10 protein-coding genes are annotated in these 20,013 nt (G+C 59.4%); all 10 read left to right on the top strand.

All coding sequences use genetic code 11. The features are described 5' to 3' along the window. The first annotated feature begins 627 nt into the window (after positions 1–627). Positions 628–2,442, top strand: a complete 1,815-nt coding sequence (locus tag HMPREF1153_RS05125) for a ShlB/FhaC/HecB family hemolysin secretion/activation protein (RefSeq protein WP_009645789.1) — start codon at positions 628–630, stop codon at positions 2,440–2,442. 102 nt (positions 2,443–2,544) lie between these two features. Further along, positions 2,545–13,230, top strand: a complete 10,686-nt coding sequence (locus tag HMPREF1153_RS05130; RefSeq protein WP_009645882.1) for a two-partner secretion domain-containing protein — start codon at positions 2,545–2,547, stop codon at positions 13,228–13,230. Between the two features lie 225 nt (positions 13,231–13,455). Next, a complete protein-coding gene (locus tag HMPREF1153_RS05135; RefSeq protein ID WP_009645745.1) occupies positions 13,456–13,722 on the top strand; it encodes an AbrB/MazE/SpoVT family DNA-binding domain-containing protein in 267 nt (88 codons plus the stop codon). Beyond that, positions 13,719–14,120: a putative toxin-antitoxin system toxin component, PIN family gene (locus HMPREF1153_RS05140; protein ID WP_009645885.1), complete on the top strand. Its 402-nt coding sequence runs from the start codon at positions 13,719–13,721 to the stop codon at positions 14,118–14,120. Before HMPREF1153_RS05135 ends, HMPREF1153_RS05140 begins: the two co-directional genes overlap by 4 nt. Before the next feature lie 256 nt (positions 14,121–14,376). Beyond that, positions 14,377–15,600: a porin gene (locus HMPREF1153_RS05145; RefSeq protein ID WP_037369893.1), complete on the top strand. Its 1,224-nt coding sequence runs from the start codon at positions 14,377–14,379 to the stop codon at positions 15,598–15,600. 112 nt (positions 15,601–15,712) lie between these two features. Further along, positions 15,713–15,904, top strand: a complete 192-nt coding sequence (locus tag HMPREF1153_RS05150; protein ID WP_009645784.1) for a hypothetical protein — start codon at positions 15,713–15,715, stop codon at positions 15,902–15,904. Continuing rightward, positions 15,837–16,232, top strand: a complete 396-nt coding sequence (locus HMPREF1153_RS12290) for a type II toxin-antitoxin system PemK/MazF family toxin (protein WP_083847468.1) — start codon at positions 15,837–15,839, stop codon at positions 16,230–16,232. The genes HMPREF1153_RS05150 and HMPREF1153_RS12290 overlap by 68 nt, the downstream gene beginning before the upstream one ends. 26 nt (positions 16,233–16,258) lie before the next feature. Beyond that, complete coding sequence (locus tag HMPREF1153_RS05160; RefSeq protein WP_009645858.1) at positions 16,259–16,507, top strand: hypothetical protein; 249 nt, start codon at positions 16,259–16,261, stop codon at positions 16,505–16,507. 179 nt (positions 16,508–16,686) lie between these two features. Beyond that, the gene (locus tag HMPREF1153_RS05165) at positions 16,687–19,323 is read left to right on the top strand and encodes a calcium-translocating P-type ATPase, PMCA-type (protein ID WP_009645832.1); all 2,637 of its coding nucleotides are present in this window, start codon (positions 16,687–16,689) and stop codon (positions 19,321–19,323) included. A gap of 143 nt (positions 19,324–19,466) precedes the next feature. Beyond that, on the top strand, positions 19,467–20,013 hold a 547-nt coding region (locus HMPREF1153_RS05170; RefSeq protein ID WP_009645819.1), incomplete at its 3' end, for a TerD family protein.

Below are 20,013 nucleotides of genomic sequence, written 5' to 3' on the forward strand. Positions count from 1 at the left end.
GAGAGGACAGCGCAGATGTGTGAAGATGGGTGGCTGAATTTATCAGTGATTCCTTGACGCAAGGCGTAGCGTGTCGTATAATGAACATGAAAAGGGTGCTACCGATAAACGGCCAGCCCCCGTAAGACTTAATTGAGAGAATCCCCCGCCTAAGTCGGAAGCTAGTGGCGGGGGGTTCTTATTTTGCTTTTAGCGCAACGATGGAGATCGTTACGAGGAAAACGAACGACAAGAAATCGTACAGTTCCATAAGCAACGCCCCCTTTCTGATTGATTCAAGAAGCAAGCTTGAATCAGTCGGATGTGGCAATGTCCCACGAATCGCACGCGAAGGGCGTGGTTCGCGCCGGACGTTAACCATTGAGGGGCTAAGAATCGGCCGCCTACCGTCTGAGTAGCACCATCTGTATTATAGCATACGGCAGGCAATTTGGGGATGCCATTTGAAAAGAGAATCCTCGCCCACGTATAGGTCAAAAATCCCTATTTCTGCAAGGCTGCAAAGAAAAAGCTAATATCCGCTAGGAAAAAAGCCCGCATTATGCTAATATATAGCATACAAGTGCGGTTGATACTTTTGGAAGCCGTCGTGAGGAACGATGGCAAGTCATGGAAGGAACGATGCGAATGAAGATGCAGGATGCAGAGAAAATGCGGCACAGGCCTTTTGCTGTAAAGCGATGCGGGCGTCTGTCCTTTGCCGTCACGCTCGTTTTGTTCAGCGCTGTGCTCGCCCCTTTTTGCGCTGAAGCGGGAACGGTTTCAGATACGGCGGGCGATGAGCAGCGTGCCATGATGCGTGCGGCGGCGGGCGAAGCGCCGATGATGGGTGCGAGCGCCGTCAACGTGCCGAAGACCGAGGGAGCGGAGGCAGCCGCCTCGCCGGACGTGACGCGAGCGGGCGTGGAAGCCCCTGCGCCGCGGCAGGCAGAGCAGCAGGCTGCGGAGAGTGCGATCCTCGTGCGCCGCTACACGTTCTCGGGCGAGAACCCCGTGACGGACGAGGAGCTTCGTGCGCTCTTAGAGCCGCACAAGCTCAAGTACGCGCGTCTCGCCGACCTCGAAGAGCAGGCGGCGGAGGTCACGAAATACCTGCGTTCCAAAGGGTACTTCGTCGCCTTCGCCTACCTCGCGCCGCAGGACTTCGCAGACGGCACGGTCGACTTCACGATCGTGCCCGGCCACTACGACAAGATCATCATCAACAACCATTCTTATCTGACAGAAAATGCTGTTCGCCGTGAGATGGGGCTTTCCTCGGGCGAACTCGTGAAGAAAGCGCCGCTCAACCGCGGCGTCTGGCTGACGAACGACCTTTCGCGCGTCGAGGCGCGCACGCAGATCAAGGCGGGCAGCCGCCAGGGCACGTCAGACATCATCATCGACGTCAAGAACAAGGGCAACCGCATGTGGGGCTACGTCGGCGTCGACAACGGCGGCTATCGCTACACGGGACGCTACCAGTACAGCGCCTTCTTCAACTACGCGAGTCCGTTCCGCGAGGGCGATCTCTTCTCCGTCGGCGGCATCGTGTCGAACGGCGGCATGTGGTCGGGATCGGCTTCCTACTCGACGCCGATCGCCAAGCAGGGCGAACGCGTCGGCGTCAGCTACGCACGCTCGCACTACACGCTGGGCGGCGCGTTCTCTGCGCTTGACTACACGGGCACGTCGGAGACCGTGAGCCTTTGGTGGCAGCACAACTTCCGGCGCAGCCGCGACTTCAACCTCTACGGCACGCTGCGCTTCGACTGGAAGGATCTTGAGGACGAAGCGAAGGGCATGGCGTACAAGAATCCCAAGGGAGCGAAAAACTGGGTCATCGGCATCAACGGCGACAACCTCGACCATATCTGGACGGGCGGCCGCAACACCTTCGCGCTCAATTACACGTATGGCGACCTCTCCATCGACGATGAAGTGCAGCGCCGGTACGATGCCGCTACCGCGCGGACGGCAGGTCATTTCGGCAAGTGGAATTTGAACTTGACGCGCCTGCAGCACATAGACGATCGTCTCTCGCTCTACCTCTCGTACAGCCGCCAGTGGGCGAACAAGAACCTCGATTCCTCGGAGAAATTCTCGCTCGGCGGGCCTTACGGCGTACGCGCCTACCCCGTCGGCGAAGCGTCGGGCGACGACGGCTGGCGCTGGACTTCGGAGCTTCGCTGGAACTTGCCGACGCGCGAGGGCGACGAGAATATCTGGCAGCTCATTGCCTTCGTCGACGGCGGTCATGTAGGGCTCTACCACGACGGTTGGTCGGGCTATACAGGGCCGCAGAGCCGCAGCCTCTACGGCGCGGGCGTTGGCGTGAATTGGAGCAATCAGGCGAACTGGGTCGCGCATCTGCACTACGCTTGGAAGATTGGCCGTGAAGAGGCGACTTCCGACACGGATCGCAGCGGCAGATTCTGGTTCCAACTGTATAAATTCTTCTAAGAACCGCTGATAAAATGAAGTCGCCCAGATGTGTGAAGATGGGTGGCTGAATTTATCAGTGATTCCCCAATATCGGTTTCAGACGAAAAAGGAGAAATACCCATGCGCTTCATGAAAAAACAGCGCCGCGCGAGGAAAGAGCGCGGCGAAAGCAATCCCTTCCTGCTGCGCCTGCAGGAGAACGTGCGCCGCGCCCTTCTGGGCGGCGTCGGCATCGTGGCGGCAGGGGCGGCTCTCGTCGGCACGAGCAGCCCTGCCAGCGCCTTGCCGCAGGGCGGCGAAGTCGCGGCGGGCGCTGCTGAGATCGCACAGAGCCAGGCGGAGATGGCAATTCATCAGGCGACTGAGAACGCCGTCATCAACTGGCAGAGCTTCAACATCGCGGCAAACGAGCGCGTCAATATCTATCAGCCGAATGCTCAGGCAGCTCTGCTGAACCGTGTGCTCGGGGGGAATCCCTCCGAGATCTTCGGCACGCTCTCGGCGAACGGGCGCGTCTTCCTCGTCAACCCTGCGGGCGTCCTTTTTGCGCATGGAGCGCAGGTCGATGCGGGCGCGATTCTCGCCTCGACGATGAACATCACGAACGCCGATTTCATGGCGGGCAAGTATGCCTTCGTCGGCACGCCGAATGACGGCAAGGTCATCAATCGCGGCACGCTTCGTGCGGCGGATGCGGGCGCAGTCGCGCTTCTCGGCAAGGATGTCGTCAATGAAGGCGTCATCGTTGCCAAGAAGGGCGCGGCAGTTCTCGCAGCGGCCGAGGACGTCACGCTCGACTTCACGGGCGACGGCAAGGTCACGGTCGTGCCGACGAAAGCGGCGATGGAACAGAGCGCCACGAACAAGGGCATCGTTGAAGCCGACGGCGGACTTGTATTCATGACGGCTGCGACGGGCGACGCGCTTGTTTCGTCTGCCGTCAATCAGGAGGGCGTCGTGCGTGCCGCGAGCCTTGACGGGGCGGCGGGCGCCGTCCGCATGACGGCGAACGACGTGCGTCTTGCCGCAGGCAGCGTGACGGACGTGAGCGGTGCGAAAGCGGGCACGGTCGAGATCGGCGGCGGCTGGCAGGGCGCGGGTGACCTCGCGCACGCAGAGAACGTCACGATCGAGCGCGGCGCATCTGTGCGTGCCGATGCGACGGCGGCGGATGCCGCGGGCGGCACGGTCGCCGTCTGGTCGGACGGCACGACGCGCTTCGCGGGCGAGATCACGGCACGCGGCAAGGGCACGGGCGCGGGCGGCGCGGTCGAGACCTCGGGCAAGAAGGTGCAGATCACAGGACGCGTCGATGCCTCGTCCGAAGCGGGCAAGGCGGGCGAGTGGCTGATCGATCCCGGTGATATTGAGGTCAAGACGCGCGCAGCGGGAGATCCTGAAGCCGGCTCTCAGGCGGATGTGCAGACCGTCACCAATTCGCTGAACGGCGGCACATCGGTAACCATTCAGACGGCGAACCTCACGGGACCGAACGACAACTCCATCACGGTGTCGGATGCCATCACGAAGACGGCGGGCGGCGACGCGACCCTTTCCTTGAAAGCGACGGGCAGTGTCAACATCAATGCTGACATCACGTCGACGGCGGGCAAGCTCAATGTGGACATCACCTCCGATACGAACCACCGTGCGGGCGGCAGTGTCAGCGTTGCGACTGGAAAGAATATCAAGACGCTCGGCGGCAATGTCAAGATCGGCGGCGGTCTTGTCGAAGATGGCGTCGGCTTTGCCAACTCGCAGAGTGCGGGCGAAGCGGGCATCACACTCAACGGCGTCACGATTGACACGACGGATGGCGCCACGGCGAGCGGCAATGTCGAACTTGCAGGCAGCACGACAGCGAACGCGGCGGGCGTATCGCTCACGGGCGCGACGATCACGGCGGGCGCGGGCAAGGTCACGCTCGTCGGCAAATCCACGGGCGGCGGCAAGGGTATCGCCCTCGGCGGGAACATCACGACGCGCTCGGTCGAACTGCGCACGGATTCCCTCGACCTCTCGGGCACGATCACGGGCGACGGCGACCCCGCAGGCACGGCAAAGGTCTGGACGCTTTCGGACGGCAAGACCATCAACTTTGGGGGAGGCACGGGCGGACTCGACCTTGCGGGTAATACGTTCTCAAGTGCGGGCAAGATCAAGAATTTCAAGAAGAACATTATCGGTGATGCGGCGAAGTCGGCAAATATCGTCGCAAACGGCGTGACGGCGGACGAAGATCTGGAAATGTATACGGGTGCGGGCACGCTGACGGTCAGCGGCGCGGTGAATATCGCTTCGACGCACGCGCTGACGCTTGGCTCGAAAAACGCCATCACGGGCACGGGCGTCATCACGACGGACAAGGCCGTGCTTGAGGCGGCGGATGCAAATGTGAATCTTACGGGCGCGAACGCTGTCAAGAAGCTCGACGGCAAGGCGAAGGAGCTGACGTTCAAGAACGGCGGCAATCTCAAGGTCGGTGAAGATACGGGGCTTGTGACGATGAACGGTGCGGACGTCGAAGTGACGGCGGGCGATCTCACGGTCGGCGCACACGGCATCACGAACGGCGCGAGCGCGATGAAGCTCAAGGCGAGCGGCACGCTCAAGCTCGATGCGAATGCTGAGGTCAAGTCGACGGGCGCGGCGGCGACATCGCTCGAAGCGGCGGCGGTTAATTTCGACGCGGCGAGCAAGGTGTCGACGGCCGGCGGCACAATCCATCTCAAGACGGATGCGCTGACGCTCCCCGCAGGAGCGCAGGGCACTCTTTCGAGTGCAAACGGTGCGGTCACGGTTGAGACTAGACAAGCGGGCAAGACGATCGCTGTCGGCTCCTCGAGTGCCGCCGATCTCGAACTGCCGAACCTTGATTTCATCAGTTCGGGTACGGGCGAAATCCAGATCGGCAGCGCGAATACGGGCAACGTCGAGATCGGCACAGCCGATGTCAAAGCGCCGCTGACGGTCGAGTCGGCGGCAACGGTAAAGTTCTCGGGAACGCTCTCGAATACGGGCAACAAGAACACGACGTTCAAGGCGAACGCCGTGGACTTTGCTGCGGGCGCAAACCTCGCTGCGGGCGCGGGCACAATGACGATGGTGACGGATGCCGTCACGAATTGGAACAACGCAACCTTTGCCGATACGGCGGGCGCGGGTACGTTTGCGCTGAAACCGAAGACGGCAGGCAACTTCACCGTCGGCGGCTCGGCAGGTCTTGTGACGGATGACGGCTTTGCTAGGCTCAAGGCGGGCAATTTCCACAATGTCAGCATCGGCGACAAGGCGAACGCAGGAACGGGGACCATTGCGGGCATTTCGGCGAGCAATATGCCCAAGTATACGAGCATCCTGACGAACGGCGCACTCTCCATCACGGGCACGGTACACGGCGCAGCCGGCGATACGCTTGCCCTGCACGGTGACGGGCTGACCCAGAGCGCACCGATTGAGGTTGGCAATCTGCTGCTTCTCGGCAAAGGCTCGATGGATCTCGGTACGCAGTCGAACAAGATTGAAAACATTGCCGCCGATATGTCGGACGGCAGTTTGAAGCTCAAGAACAATACCCACATGAAGGTCGCCGTCGTTGAAGACCGCACGGTAAATCCTGCGAAGAACGTCGACGGCCTCAAGACGAAGTCGACGGACATCCAGATGGCGGCGGGGCAGAAACTCACGGTCGAGGGTAAGCTGACCTCGACGGACGACACGAAGCTCGAAGCTGACGATCTCGATCTCGGGAATAACAAGGTCAACGTCGACAAGAAGCTCACGCTCGAAAAGGCGACGAAGGCGCAGACCATCAACGTCGGCACGGGCACGGGCGACTGGAACATCAACAACGCGAATTACGGCAAGATCAAGATCGGTGGCGCGACGCAGACGGGCGATGTCAATATCAAGGGCGCAACGTTCAAGAAGCCCTCGGACATCGAGACCACGGGCAAGGTCACGCTGACGGGCGCGACGAAGGCGGGCGCGGACGGCAAGTCCGACATGAAGATCAAGGCGCATACGGCAGAACTGCCGACGGCGTCCGATACGCTCGCTGTCAAGAATCTCGACCTCGACCTCTCGGGCGGCATCGACCTCGGCCTCGGCAAGATCAACGGACAGAAGGACGGCAAGGTCACGGCGAAGGGCGCATCGGCGAGTCAGGACATCTATATCAGTGACAATGCCGCAGACGCTCCTGCCGCAGATTTCCGCATCGCCTACCGTACGATCAATGACACGCTCAACGGCTTCGGCGGCTTCGACGTCGCGGGTGAGAAGCATGTCTACTTCTACGGCGGCGCAGTCAAGAAGTCCATCAATGCGGCGGGTAAGCTCGGCGTCGAGGTGCGCGACAATCTCACCATCGAGGGCAAGGGTACGAAGCTCAAGATCGGCGCAGATACGTCCAAGGCAGATCATGACCCGGCCTCCGTCATCACGGGAGGTTTCACCGTGAAAGAGGGCAAGACCGTCCATGTGAAAGGCTCGGGCGGCACAAGTAAGGAAACAGGCGCAGAGATCAATATCCAGACGGGCGACAATATCCATCTGGAGAAGAACGCTACACTGATGGTCGAGGGCAACTACGCGCAGGCGACACTCAATGCACGCAGCGGTGATGTCGTACTGAACGAGGGCGCAAAGGTGCAGGTCGCTCCCGGCTCCACACCTGTCTGGGTCGATGTGACGGGCAACAAGGTGCAGCTTGATGCGAAGGCACAGCTTGACTCGGGGACGGATACCGTCGGTGCTCTGCGTGTGCATACGGATGAGATTGTCACGCCGACGGCGGACGACAATACGACGAACATCGTCGGCAAGAGCGGCCTTGTCATCACGCGCAAAACGAATGGCGACTTAACGCTCAACAACTCTGCGACGGGTGCAGGACTTCACATCACGAGCGACCAGCTCAACGGCAAGCTCTTCGGCAACGAGTTCTCGGAGCTTGTTCTCGGCGACAACCGCAGCCAGACGGTTACGATCGACGGCCTTGAGGCAAACAACCGCGTCGTCGTCAAGACAGCGGATGCGGGCAAGGTCACAATCGGTGCGGGCGGTCTCAAAGTCGGCACGGACGGATCGGGCAACCCCTACAATGTGACGCTGACGACGGGCGCGATTGAGAACTCGGGCGGCGCGGGTGTCATGAACATCGGCGCGGGCAGTGCTCTGAACCTCTATACGAACAATATCACGAACCTCGTCGCGAACGGCAGCAGTCCGTCCGTCACGGGCACGGGCACGCTCGGCATCGGAACGTACAACGGCTCGAAGACCATCGGGCTTGGAGACGGTGCGACGGGCGACCTGCAGCTGACGAACAATAAGTTCACACAAGTATTCGGTCCGAACTTCTCGCATTACGCCATAGGCAACAGCACGCAGGGCACGATCAATGTGAAAAATTCTTCCCTCGGGAAGGACGTGACACTGCAGGCGGATAACATCAACTTCGCAGGGGATATGACGCTCGCGGCGGGCAAGACGCTCGTTGTCAACGCCAAGACGGCGGCGAACCAGACGGCGGGCAAGATCAAGGCGACGAAGCTCGCCGCCGTCGGCGGCAACATCGCGCTTGAAAAGGACAACGAAATCGGCACGCTCGCCGCCGACGCGCTCTCCGTCAAGGTCAAGTCCGATGCGCTGACCATCGGCGCGATCACGACGCCTGCGGGCGCATCCGTCCCCTCGCGCACGATCACGGGCGTCAAGGCTGGTGAGTCCGGCGGCACGGCGGGCGACGTCGTGCTTTCGGCGGACGCCATGACCTTCACCGAAGGCGTCGAGGGCAAGGGCAATCTCACCGTGCAGCAGGCAAATGCGGCGACGAACCTCAACGTCGGCGCGACGGGTACAGGGCTGACCCTGCCCGCGAATCTCTTCGGTGGCAATAAGATCAAGGACGGCTTCAAGCACGTCTACCTCGGTCGCGAAGACGCGACGGGCGCGACGAATGTCGGCGGCAATCTGAACTTCGTCGATCCGACGACGATTCGCTCCGGTGCGACGGCAGGCTCGATGACGGTTGACGGTTCGGCAAACATTCAGACGAACGGCAACGATTTTGCACTCGAATCGAAGAATCTGACGACGGCGGCGGGAAGCAATGTCGATACGGGCACGGGCGCACTCACACTCAAGACCGACGCGATCGACCTCAACGGCAAGATGAAGGGCAAGAAGGCGCTCAATATCCTGCCGATCTCGCACAACCGCGACATCAAGCTCGGCGGCACGGTGAACGATCCGGCGAAGCTCTCGCTGCTCGACAAGTATTTCAATGGCGACAACCGTCAGTTCTGGGAGTATGAGATCATCAACATCGGTGACCGCGGGGGCGGCGGACGCCTCTACCAGAGCGGCACGATTGATATGCCGTTTACCGTCAAGATTCAGCAGGCGATTACGAGCGGTTCGGGCGGCGTCAACCTCTCCGGTTCGATCAAGACGCACGGCAGGGACTACACCGTTGCCAGCCGCGAGGTCAATCTCGACGATGCGCATATCAATGCCGACGGCGCTGACCGCGATCATGACGGCAATGTCGCCATCCATGCGGATACGCTCAACACGGCGAACGGCAGCACGATCACGGGGCACGGCGATGTGTCCTTCGACACCTATACGCCGGGCAAGACGCTCAACTTCGGCACGCCTGGCGCAGGCGGCTCTGCCTCCGATCCCACACTTCCGTCCGACATCTTCAGCGGCAGGGGACTCCTGCGTAAGAATTCCGACGGCAAGGGCTTCCGCAAAATCCGCATCGGCGGAACGAATGCAGGCGATATCAAGGTCGGTAATGTCGACCTGCCCGAGGGGCTTGCCGATGCCGTATCCATCAAGACGAACAAAGATATCACCTCGACGGGTGTCTTGAAATCCGTTCCGACGCTCGAAGTAGATGCACATAAAGTCAATCTCACGGGACCGAACGAGATCAAGAATCTCGGCAATATCACGTCCGCCACAGGTGTGACCGTCGAGACAAAGGGCGGCACGAATGTCACGGGCAAGATCACGGGCAATAACGCGCCGATCAATATCACGAACAAGGACGGCGGCAACGTCACGATTGCGCCCGGCGGGCAGATCGTCGGCACGGGCACGTCCGATGTCCTCATCGAGGCGAAGGGCGGCGCCTTCAAGAACAAGGGCGGCGCGAACGCCATCAAAACTGACCCCGGTCAGCGCTATGTCGTCCATACGGAGGACTCCGTCGAGAACGAGATCGACGGGCTGGTATTCCAGTTCCGCCGCTATGGCACGGACTACACGCAGAGAAACAGCATCACGATTCCTGCGGGTCAGAACGCGATGTTCTACAAGTACCAGCCCGAACTCAAGCTCTACTCGACGCGTGCTTACGGCGATGACAACAGTACATTCTTCAACTCGACGTCGGGCTTCTATATTCAAGACGACGGCAATGAAAAGCGTCGTGCGCTCGACAAGACAGAGGTCGACTATATCCGCGACCATGTGCAGGATTCGGGCACGCACAATTTCGGCACGACGAAGCATACGAACGTCAATGCCGACGTCAATACGGCGGATGGCACAGTGACGAACGCGAAGACGGATGTCAATATGCGTTCGGGTGCGCATACCTACGGCTCGAATTCGACCATTGCCAATGAGAAGATCACCTATCAGGGACATAACGACCTCAACTACAAGATTACGGTCGACTACCGCATCGTGCCGCGCGTCGTCACGGTCACGGGCAAGACGGAGACCGTCAACTACAACGGTGCGGCGCACAACTATACGGGATATAACGGCGTTACCTTCACGAACTTCGCGAACGGACAGACGGCGGCGACGCCGGGACTGCTCTCGGGGGCTGTTTCCTATACCCCGATTGCGGACGCGACAAAGACATCGGGCTTTGCGCAGGGCGCGATTCATGCGGGCGAGTACAGTGTTGACTTGAAAAACAGCACGCTCTCCGCGACGAACTACAAATTCAAGTACGTTCCGGGCAAGCTCACCATCAAGCCCATCGACATCCACTTCACTGCGCCGAGCGGCGAGCGCATTTACGGCACGTCGAATGACAGCGTGACCATGACGTCGAGCACGACGCATACGGGCACGCTCCTTTCGGGCGACAGCTTCGCCAAGTATACGGTCACGGCGACCGACGGCACGAATGACGTCACCGAGCGCACGGGCGTCGGCACTTACACGATGACCTTAAATGGTGCGGCGCTCGCCACGGGCAGCCGCAGCCTTGCGACGGACTACCATATCACGTCCGATCCCGGCACACTGACGATCAAGAAGCGTGCGCTGACCGTCACGGCGGGCGACAAGAGCCGCGCTTACGGCGACGCCAATGCGACGGCGGGCTATATCAATCACACGGCGAAGGTCAACGTCGCTGCGGCTACCGCAACGACGGGACTCGTCAACGGCGACACCATCGACGATGTGACGGAGACGATTGATCCGACAGCAACCGTCACGACGAATGCGGGCACGGCGGGACTCTGGACAAAGGCAAGCGGAGCGCACTTCTCGTCGGGTACAGCAAACAATTACAACATCACCTACGTTGACGGACACTTCAACATAACGAAGCGGCCGCTGACGCTCGTTGCGGGCGACAAGAGCCGCATCTACGGCACGGCGAACGCGACGGCGGGCTACGTCAATGGCACGGGACTCTTCCGTATCAAGGCGGGCACGAACCTCGTCAACGGCGATGCGGTTTCGACCGTCACGGAGACGATTGACTCGCGTGCGACCGTCACGACGGACGCAGGCACGGCAGGACTCAAGACGAAGATTGCCAATGCCGTCTTCGGCACGGGCAATGCCGCGAACTATGACATCTCCTACGAGGACGGCAGCTTTGCCATCACGCCGCGCGACTTGACACTTCGTGCGGGCAGCAAGACGCGCATCTACGGCACGGAGAACTCGACCGCCGTCTATACGGGCGGCACGACGAAGTTCCGCGCCGACGTCGCGACCGCCACGACGGGGCTCGTAAACGGCGACACGGTCGCCGACGTCGATGAATCGACGGACGCCCTCGTTACGACGAACGCCGGCACGGCGGGACTCAAGACGCAGATCGCAAATGCACGCCTCATGGGCAATCGTAAGGCGTCGAACTACAATATCCACTACGTCGACGGTGGCTTTGCAATCACGAAGCGCGACCTCTATATCCAGGCGGGCGACAAGAGCCGCGCCTACGGCGCGGCGAATGGTATGGCGCACTATGTGAACGGCACGAGCCGGATCAATGTGCGCCAGACCGATGCGACGACGGGTCTTGCGAACGGCGATGCGATTTCCTCCATCACGGAGACGATCGATCCGCTGGCGACCGTCACGACGGACGCGGGTACGCCGCACCTCTGGACGCGCGTCTCTGACGCGCAGTTCGGCTCGGGGCTTGCATCGAACTACGTGATTCACTATGCGGACGGCAGTTTTGCCATCGTGCCGCGCGAAGTCCTCGTCACGGCGGGCAGCGCTTCGCGCGACTACGGTGAGCCGAATCCCGTCGTCACCGAATACACGGTCGAGCGCGGCGACTCTATGTCAGAGCGCGGCCTCTTGGCGGGCGACAACCTCGCGGGTGTCACGACCTACTACGATGCAGCCATCACGCCGCAGACGGCGGCGGGGCTTCATGCAGGCGTCATCCACGTCGATCCCGCCTCCGTCAATGCAGGCTATCAAGGTGCGACGGCGCTTTCCAACTATCGCTTCAGCTATGCGCCCGGCACATTGAAGATCCATCTGCGCGGCTTCGATATGAGCACACCCGAGGGCAGGGCGGTAACGACGGGCAGCATCACAGCGTCCCAGATCGTAGCGAACCTCAGCCATGGTCACATGGGCGGTGTCAGTGGCATGTCGGGCGGCATTGGTGGCACGAGCGCAAGCGGCAGCAGTGTCGGCGGCACGAGTGTGGGCGGCGGTGCAGGAAGCATCGGCGGCACGACAGGCGGCGGTGCGAGCAGCTTCGGCGGTACAAGCGCAAGCGGAGGCAGCGCCGGCAGCTTTGGCGGTACGGGCGGCGTCGGCAGCAAGACCGTCGGTGCGAGCAATGGCGGCGGTACGAGCACAAGTGCAGGAAGCAGCACAAGTGCAGGCAGCAGTGCCAACACCGGCAGCAGCAGCAATACCAGCGCCGGCATAGGCACAGCTGTAGGCGTGCCGTCTGCTGAGCAGCTGCACGATACATCGTTTGCCGACGGCATCGCCGTCGACATGCCGAAAGATCTGGCGGCGACGAGCTGGCAGAGCCGTGTTGTCGTCGCGTCGGGCGGCGCATCCGAAGCGCACGACTACGTCGAAGGCGCGGACGGCTCCTTCGGCTTCGACCTCGCCAAGACGCGCGGCAACTACGGTATCCACGACGAGATTCCGGGCGGCACGGCAGAAGCCATTCCCGTCCTCTTCACGGACGGCGGCTCGCGCGACCTCGACGGCATCTACTCCGTCAACTACGGTGCAGGCAAGCTCGCCATCAAGCCCGCCTCGAAGAAGGTCGAAATCCCCGATCCCAAGGAAATCCGAAGCTCTGCAGAAAAAGCGCTGAGCTTCCTTTACCAGACGCAGAACGGCGCCTTCCAAGTCACCTTCGGCAACGGCATCGTCACGCTCTACCCGAAGGACGATGCGGCGCTCAACATCGTCGTCGGCAAGGACAAAAAGGCAGAGCGCGCCGTCCTCGCCTCCGGTCTTCTGACCGCCATCGAGGACCTCGGCGTCACTCCCGTGGAGATCCGCGCCGTCTACATCTTCAAGGAACTCGACGAAAGCGCAGAATAAGCTCGCCGCAAGGCATAGGAAAAAGCCCCGCAAAGGGGCTTTTTTTATGCTGTATGTTGCGTTTCTCCTGTGTCAATGCTATAGTGAAACAAAGAGTGCTACATTAAAGGGAAAGCCCAAGAAGTCAAGCCAAAGGTGCAGGCTGATTGGCGAACTTTCATTAAGGGTGGCGCACTTTTGGCCACAAAGTGGACGTTTGTGCGTGTAGTTTGCGGAGGTGGGAATATGGGTGCGGTGGTATTGACGGTATTGCCGAATGGACAGGTGAGCCTTCCGAGTGAAATGTGCAGGAAGCTCTCGATTGAAAGCGGAGCAAAGTTGGTAGCCTATGCTTCCGAGGATGGGATCGTCTTGAAGCCCATCGCAAATTCGTCTGATCAAGATTTTGCAGAACGACTCGATGAGGCGCGGGAATGGGCCGCATCGGTTGGCTATCAGGAATCGGATGTCGATGATATCATCAAGGAAGTCAGAAAGAGAAAGCGTCCATGAGAATTGTCATTGATACGAATGTGGTCATATCGGGTACGTTCTTCGGCGGCTATCCGCGCAAGGTGATAGAGTCTGTCGGTAAGAATGGACTCTATGCCTGTGCGACGCTGGAGATTGTAGACGAGTATGAAGAAATCGTCGATGAAATGATCCGACGAAAACAGGGGCATCTTCGTCGTGATATATTAAAGCCTTTTATTGGCGGTTTGAAAATGATTGATTCGTTCACGAAGGTGGAAGTCAGCCGCGATCCGGATGATGATAAGTTTATCTCCTGTGCAGTCGATGCAAAAGCGCTGTACGTTGTCAGTGGTGACAAAGACTTATTGGAGGTTGGACGTTATCAGTTCGTGGAAATTTTGACAGCAGCAGAATTTTGTGCGCAGCATCTTCGCTGAGCCTTGCACCCATGCGCGGTATGCTCAGCGTTCCTAGACTCGAAGGCGCATATTCCACTATCCTTAGGACGAAAACCCCTATTTCATCATTCATGATTTTTTTATTTGCGTTTTCCTTCGAGCTGTGCTATTCTAGTCTCACGAACCGAGGGAACGAGTGAGGTCGAGCTTGAGGAAACATGGACACTCAGAGGAAGCCTCCTTGGAACTTTGGTTCAAAGCCAAATTTCTATCTATCTTAAAGGAGGAGTTTCTCATGAAGAAGACTCTCACAGCAGCGCTCACGACGGCTCTTGTCGTCGGTGCAGCCTCGACGACGTTCGCTGCGGCGAACCCGTTCAGCGATGTTCCTGCCGACCATTGGGCATACGATGCAGTAGCCCAGCTCGCCGATGACGGCGTCATCGAGGGCTACGGCGACGGCACGTACCGCGGCCAGAACGAGATCACGCGTTACGAGATGGCGCAGATGGTCGCGAAGGCCATGGCGAAGGAAGACCAGGTCAATGCACAGCAGAAGGCCATGATCGACCGCCTCGCCGCTGAGTTCAGCGAAGAGCTCAACAACCTCGGCGTCCGCGTCTCGAACCTCGAGAGCCGCATCGACAACGTCAAGTGGACGGGCAAGTTGCAGTATGAGTACAAGCGTGTAACGAATGAGCCGACTACGGAGACCGATACCAACAGGCTTAGGTTCCGTCTTGAGCCGACGGCTACGGTCAACGACCATTGGAAGGTCAAGGCTCGTCTCGATGCAGACTGGAATCCTGAGAAGGATGAGGGCAAGGACGGTAAGGTTACGCTCAAGCGTGCCTATGTTGCCGGTCACTATGGCATCACGGACATCAATGCCGGTCGGATTCCCTACCTCTCCGAGCAGGGCGTTGTATTCGATGATAACCTTACGGGCGCCAGCGTCACGGTTGGCGAAGGTCAGAAGTTCTCGGGCACGGTGCTCGCTGGCCGCCACAAGAAGGAAGAGAATGGCGTTAACGTTTACCGCAACATGCAGGGCGTGAAGCTCAATGTGGATCCTACCAAGGAGTTCCATGCCGCTGCAGAGTACTATCGTGTAGCTCATATGCCTGCAACTGACAGTGATTACAGCCATATCTGGGGTCTTGGTGCACAGTATAAGTTCGCCGATACCGCTGCTCTGAGCGCGGGCTATTGGAAGAACACGTCGGACGACAACGGAGATTCGAACAAGGCTTGGAATGTCGAGCTTGCCTACAGGGGTGCTGAGCCGGAGAACATGCACAGCTTTGGTCTCTTCGTCGCTTATCGTCGCCTCGGTTCCAATGTTGCCCTTGAGCCGACCTTTGATGCTATTGATGGCGACCACAAAGGCTGGGAAGTTGGCGGCGACTACACGTTCGCGAAGAATGTTGTCGGCACGCTCAAGTACTTCAATGGCAGACAGCTTAGCAATGATGCCAAGGCGCATACCTACTACGGCACCCTTGAGTACTTCTTCTAAGAAGTCGAAAAGTATCGTGCTTCGGCGCGGTGATGCAAGAACCCCCGCATTCGCGGGGGTTCTTTTTTGGTGCGTTTTTTGCTATAATGAAAACAAGTGGGAGGTGGAATCCATGCGTGATTTCAAGAAATTTATGGAAGAAAATCGAGACAAGCTATATAAAATAGCTTATGCAAACTGCAAACATGATGCCGAGGGGCATTGTCTCGTTCCTTCGGATGATCCATGGATGAAAGATGCCGAGGGAACCGCGCGGTCGCGTAACTTCGATCCCGAAGGAGCGGAATGCATTGCGGCACGTTGAGGCTAAGGAAGTCTGGTCTGCATGGGTGGGCTATGAAGATAAGCCAGGGAGAGGGAAATATCGCCCCGTTCTTGTGATTGATGTCAATGAAGAGAAAGCAGTCGTTATGTCTGTACCATTTACGTCGACCTTTGCGAGGGACGAATATGACATTGAGGTGTTTGATTGGAAGGAAATACCGCTTGACCATTCATCGACAGCGCGCATTTCAAAGACAATCGTTGTCCCTGTTTCGGATTTTCGGAAGAAATTAGGAATCATCTCGGAGGAAGACTGGGAGAATATCACAGAATTATTGATGCAATATATGGAGAATCATGAAATTTAGTGCTTCCCTGCCAGGAGGTTTTCGACATGCTGAATTTCGTATGGGATCAAGAACGTGCCTTGGAAGTACGAGCCGAGGAGGCTCTGGAAAAGGGCTTGCGCTTGGGCAGACAAGAGGGCTTGTCGCAAGGCTTGTCGCAGGGCGTGGAAAAGGGCTTGGCGCTTTCTCTCGGCAACATGATGAAAAACATGGGCGTTTCGCTCGACAAGGCGATGGATGTGCTGCAGATTCCGGCGGCGGAGCGGGCGAAGTATGCGGCGCTCGTCAAAGGGTGAGAGGCTGGCTTTGATGGGATGATCTTTACAAACTACACGCACAAACGTCCACTTTGTGGACATTGTGCGCCGCCCTTACCAGAAACCTAGCCAATCGGTCTGCGCCCTTTGGGCTTGACTTCTTGGGCTTTCATAGTACAATAATATCGACTGTCTTTATTTTGATGAGGAGAGATTATATGAAGATTCAAGGTTTGACAGATGAAGAGGTGCGCGCGTCGCGCGAGCGGCACGGTACGAACGGTATCACGGAGCAGAAGGGCGAGGGCTTCTGGGAGAAGCTCAAGGGGAGCTTTGACGATCCGATCATCAAGATTCTCTGCGTGGCGCTCGCCATCAACGTCGTCTTCGCGATCCTTGGGCAGGTCGCATGGTATGAGTCCGTGGGCATTGCGCTCGCCGTGATCCTCGCGACGACGGTCGCGACGTATTCGGAGTACCAGAACGAGAATGCGTTCCAGAAGCTGCAGGAGGAAGCGTCGCTGATTAAGTGTAAGGTGTACCGCAACGGCACGCTGACGGAGATTCCCATCGACGAGATCGTCATGGGCGATTTTGTGCTGCTGCAGACGGGCGACAAGATCCCGGCAGACGGCGTCGTTTGCGACGGCTCGATTCAGGTCGATCAGTCGGTATTGAACGGCGAGGCGAAGGAAGCGGCGAAGACGCAGGCTCCAGAGGACGACAAGGAAGCGGAGAAAAGCTCGGACTTCCTCCACCCGCACAAGGTGTTCCGCGGCTCCGTCGTCTGCGGCGGCAATGCCGTGATGCGCACGACGACGCTCGGCGACAAGACGTTCTACGGCAAGATCGCGGGCGAACTGCAGGCGGACGAGGATCGCGACACGCCCTTGAAGGTGAAGCTCTCGAACCTCGCGCATCAGATCAGCAACTTCGGCTACATCGGCGGCGTGGCGATCGCCATCGCCTTCATGTTTCAGCGCCTCGTCATCCACAACGACTTCGATATGGCGCGTATCATAGCGTACTGTTCGAACTGGCTCGTCGTCGCGCATGACCTCGTCGACGCGGTCATGCTCGCCGTCATCATCATCGTCGTCGCCGTGCCCGAGGGTCTGCCGCTGATGATCGCCATCGTCTCGGCGCAGAACATGGGCAAGATGCTCAAGGACAACGTGCTCGTGCGGAAGATCTCGGGCATCGAGACGGCGGGCAGCTTGAACCTCCTTTTCAGTGACAAGACGGGCACGATCACGAAGGGACAGCTCGAAGCCGTCGCTTTCGTCGATGGTGCAGGCACGCAGTATGCCGCTTACAGCGAGCTGGGCGCGGGACTCAAGAAACTCGTGAACCTCAGCGTGCGCTACAATACGAGCGCCGTCATCAACGGCAGGGAGGTCGTCGGCGGCAATGCGACGGAGCGTGCGATCTTCGGCTTCGTCGCGGCAGACAGCGCGGAGATGGACGAGAAGGTCAAGAACGCCGTGCCGTTTAACAGCAAGAACAAGTATTCTTTGTCCGAGGTCGCAGGCGAGTACAGCGTGACCTTGGCGAAGGGCGCACCCGAGAAGATCCTCGCGCTCTGCGACTCGTATTACGATGCGAACGGCGAGAAGAAGCCGCTGACGAATAGGGCGGCGATCACGGACTGCATCGACGCTCTTGCGGCGCGTGCCATCCGCGTGCTGGCGCTCGCCGTCTACGAGGGTGCGATTCCTGCGGACGGTACGCTTCCAGCGAGCGGCCTCGTCTTCGTCGGTGCGGTCGGCATCCGCGATGAGGTGCGTCCCGAGTCCGTCGAGGCGATCCGCCGCGTGCACAGTGCGGGCGTGCAGGTCGTCATGATTACGGGTGACCGCCAGGACACGGCGAGCGCCATCGCGAGGGAAGCGGGTCTTCTCTCGCGTGATGACGATGTCGCGATGACGAGCGACGAGCTTGCCGCGCTCGACGACGCTGCGGTCAAGGAGCTTCTGCCGCGCCTTCGCGTCGTGGCGCGTGCGCTTCCGACCGACAAGAGCCGCCTCGTGCGCCTCGCGCAGGAGATGAACCTCGTCGTCGGCATGACAGGCGACGGCGTCAACGACTCGCCTGCCTTGAAGAAGGCGGACGTCGGCTTCGCCATGGGAAGCGGCACGGAGGTCGCGAAGGAGGCGAGCGATATCGTCATCCTCGACGACAACTTCAAGTCGCTCGCGCGTGCGATCCTTTACGGGCGCACGATCTACAACAGCATAAGGAAATTCATCGTGTTCCAGCTGACGATCAACGTCGCCGCTGTCATGATTTCTTTCGTCGCGCCCCTTCTCGGCATGGAGACGCCGCTTTCCATCACGCAGTTCCTCTGGATCAACCTCGTCATGGATACGCTCGCGGCGCTTGCCTTCGGCGGCGAGCCGGCTCTGCGCCGCTTCATGGACGAGAAGCCCAAGCAGCGCGATGAAAGCATCATCAGCAAGTACATGGTGTCTTCCATCGGCGTCGGCTCTCTTTGGTGCTTCGCGCTGAGTCTCTACTTCCTCATGAGCGGCGCGGCGCACGCATACTTCCGCCCCGACGAGGCGAATCACTACCTGTTGACGGGCTACTTCGCGTTCTTCATCTTCATGGCGGTGTTCAATGCGTTCAACGCACGCACCGACTCGAAGAATCTCTTTGACAATATTTCGCACAATCCGGGCTTCCTGCGCGTCATGGGCCTGATTGTCGTCATTCAGGTCGCCATGACGTACCTCGGCGGCGAGATCCTGCATTGCTACGGTCTGACGCTCACGGAGTGGGCGTTCGTGCTCGGCATGGCGGTGACGATCGTGCCGATCGATCTGCTGCGCAAGATGATCGCAGGCAAGGCGTAATTCAATATTTGCAAGGCGGCGTCGGTGGAGAGCATCGACGCCGCCGCTCTATAGGAAGCGCTGATAAAATGAGGTCGTCCGGATGTGTGAAGATGGGTGGCTGAATTTATCCGTGATTTCTATACTCTACGGGAGGGAAAAGCATGGGTATGAACATCAGCAAGGGACAGAAAGCCGATCTGACGAAGAACAACGCGGGGCTTCGGAGCGTGCTCGTCGGCATGGGCTGGCAGGCGAATTCTGCCATCGATCTCGACACGGCGGCGTTTTTGCTCGGCGCGGGGGGAAAAGTCGCGGGCGATGCGGACTTCGTGTTCTACGGCAACGCGCGTCATGCGTCGGGTGCGGTCGAGCATATCGCTGCGCCTTCGGGCGGCGACAAGCAGCAGGTGCGCGTCGATCTCGCCGCCGTTCCCGCGTCCATCGAAAAAATCGCCGTGACGGCGACGATCTACGATGCGGACGCCAGGCGGCAGAATTTCTCCCAGGTCGCGGGCGCGTACGTCCGCGTTCTCGATGCGGCGAGCGGCGCGGAGCTTCTGCGCTACGATCTCGGGCAGGGCCTCTCCGTGGAGACGGCAATCGTCGTCGGCGAGCTGTACCGCTACAAGGGCGAGTGGAAGTTCAGCGCCGTTGGTGCGGGATTCAGCGGCGGTTTGGAGGCGCTGTGCAAAAACTTCGGCGTCGAAG

It is taken from the genome of Selenomonas sp. CM52, assembly GCF_000292955.1.
Taxonomy (GTDB): domain Bacteria; phylum Bacillota; class Negativicutes; order Selenomonadales; family Selenomonadaceae; genus Selenomonas.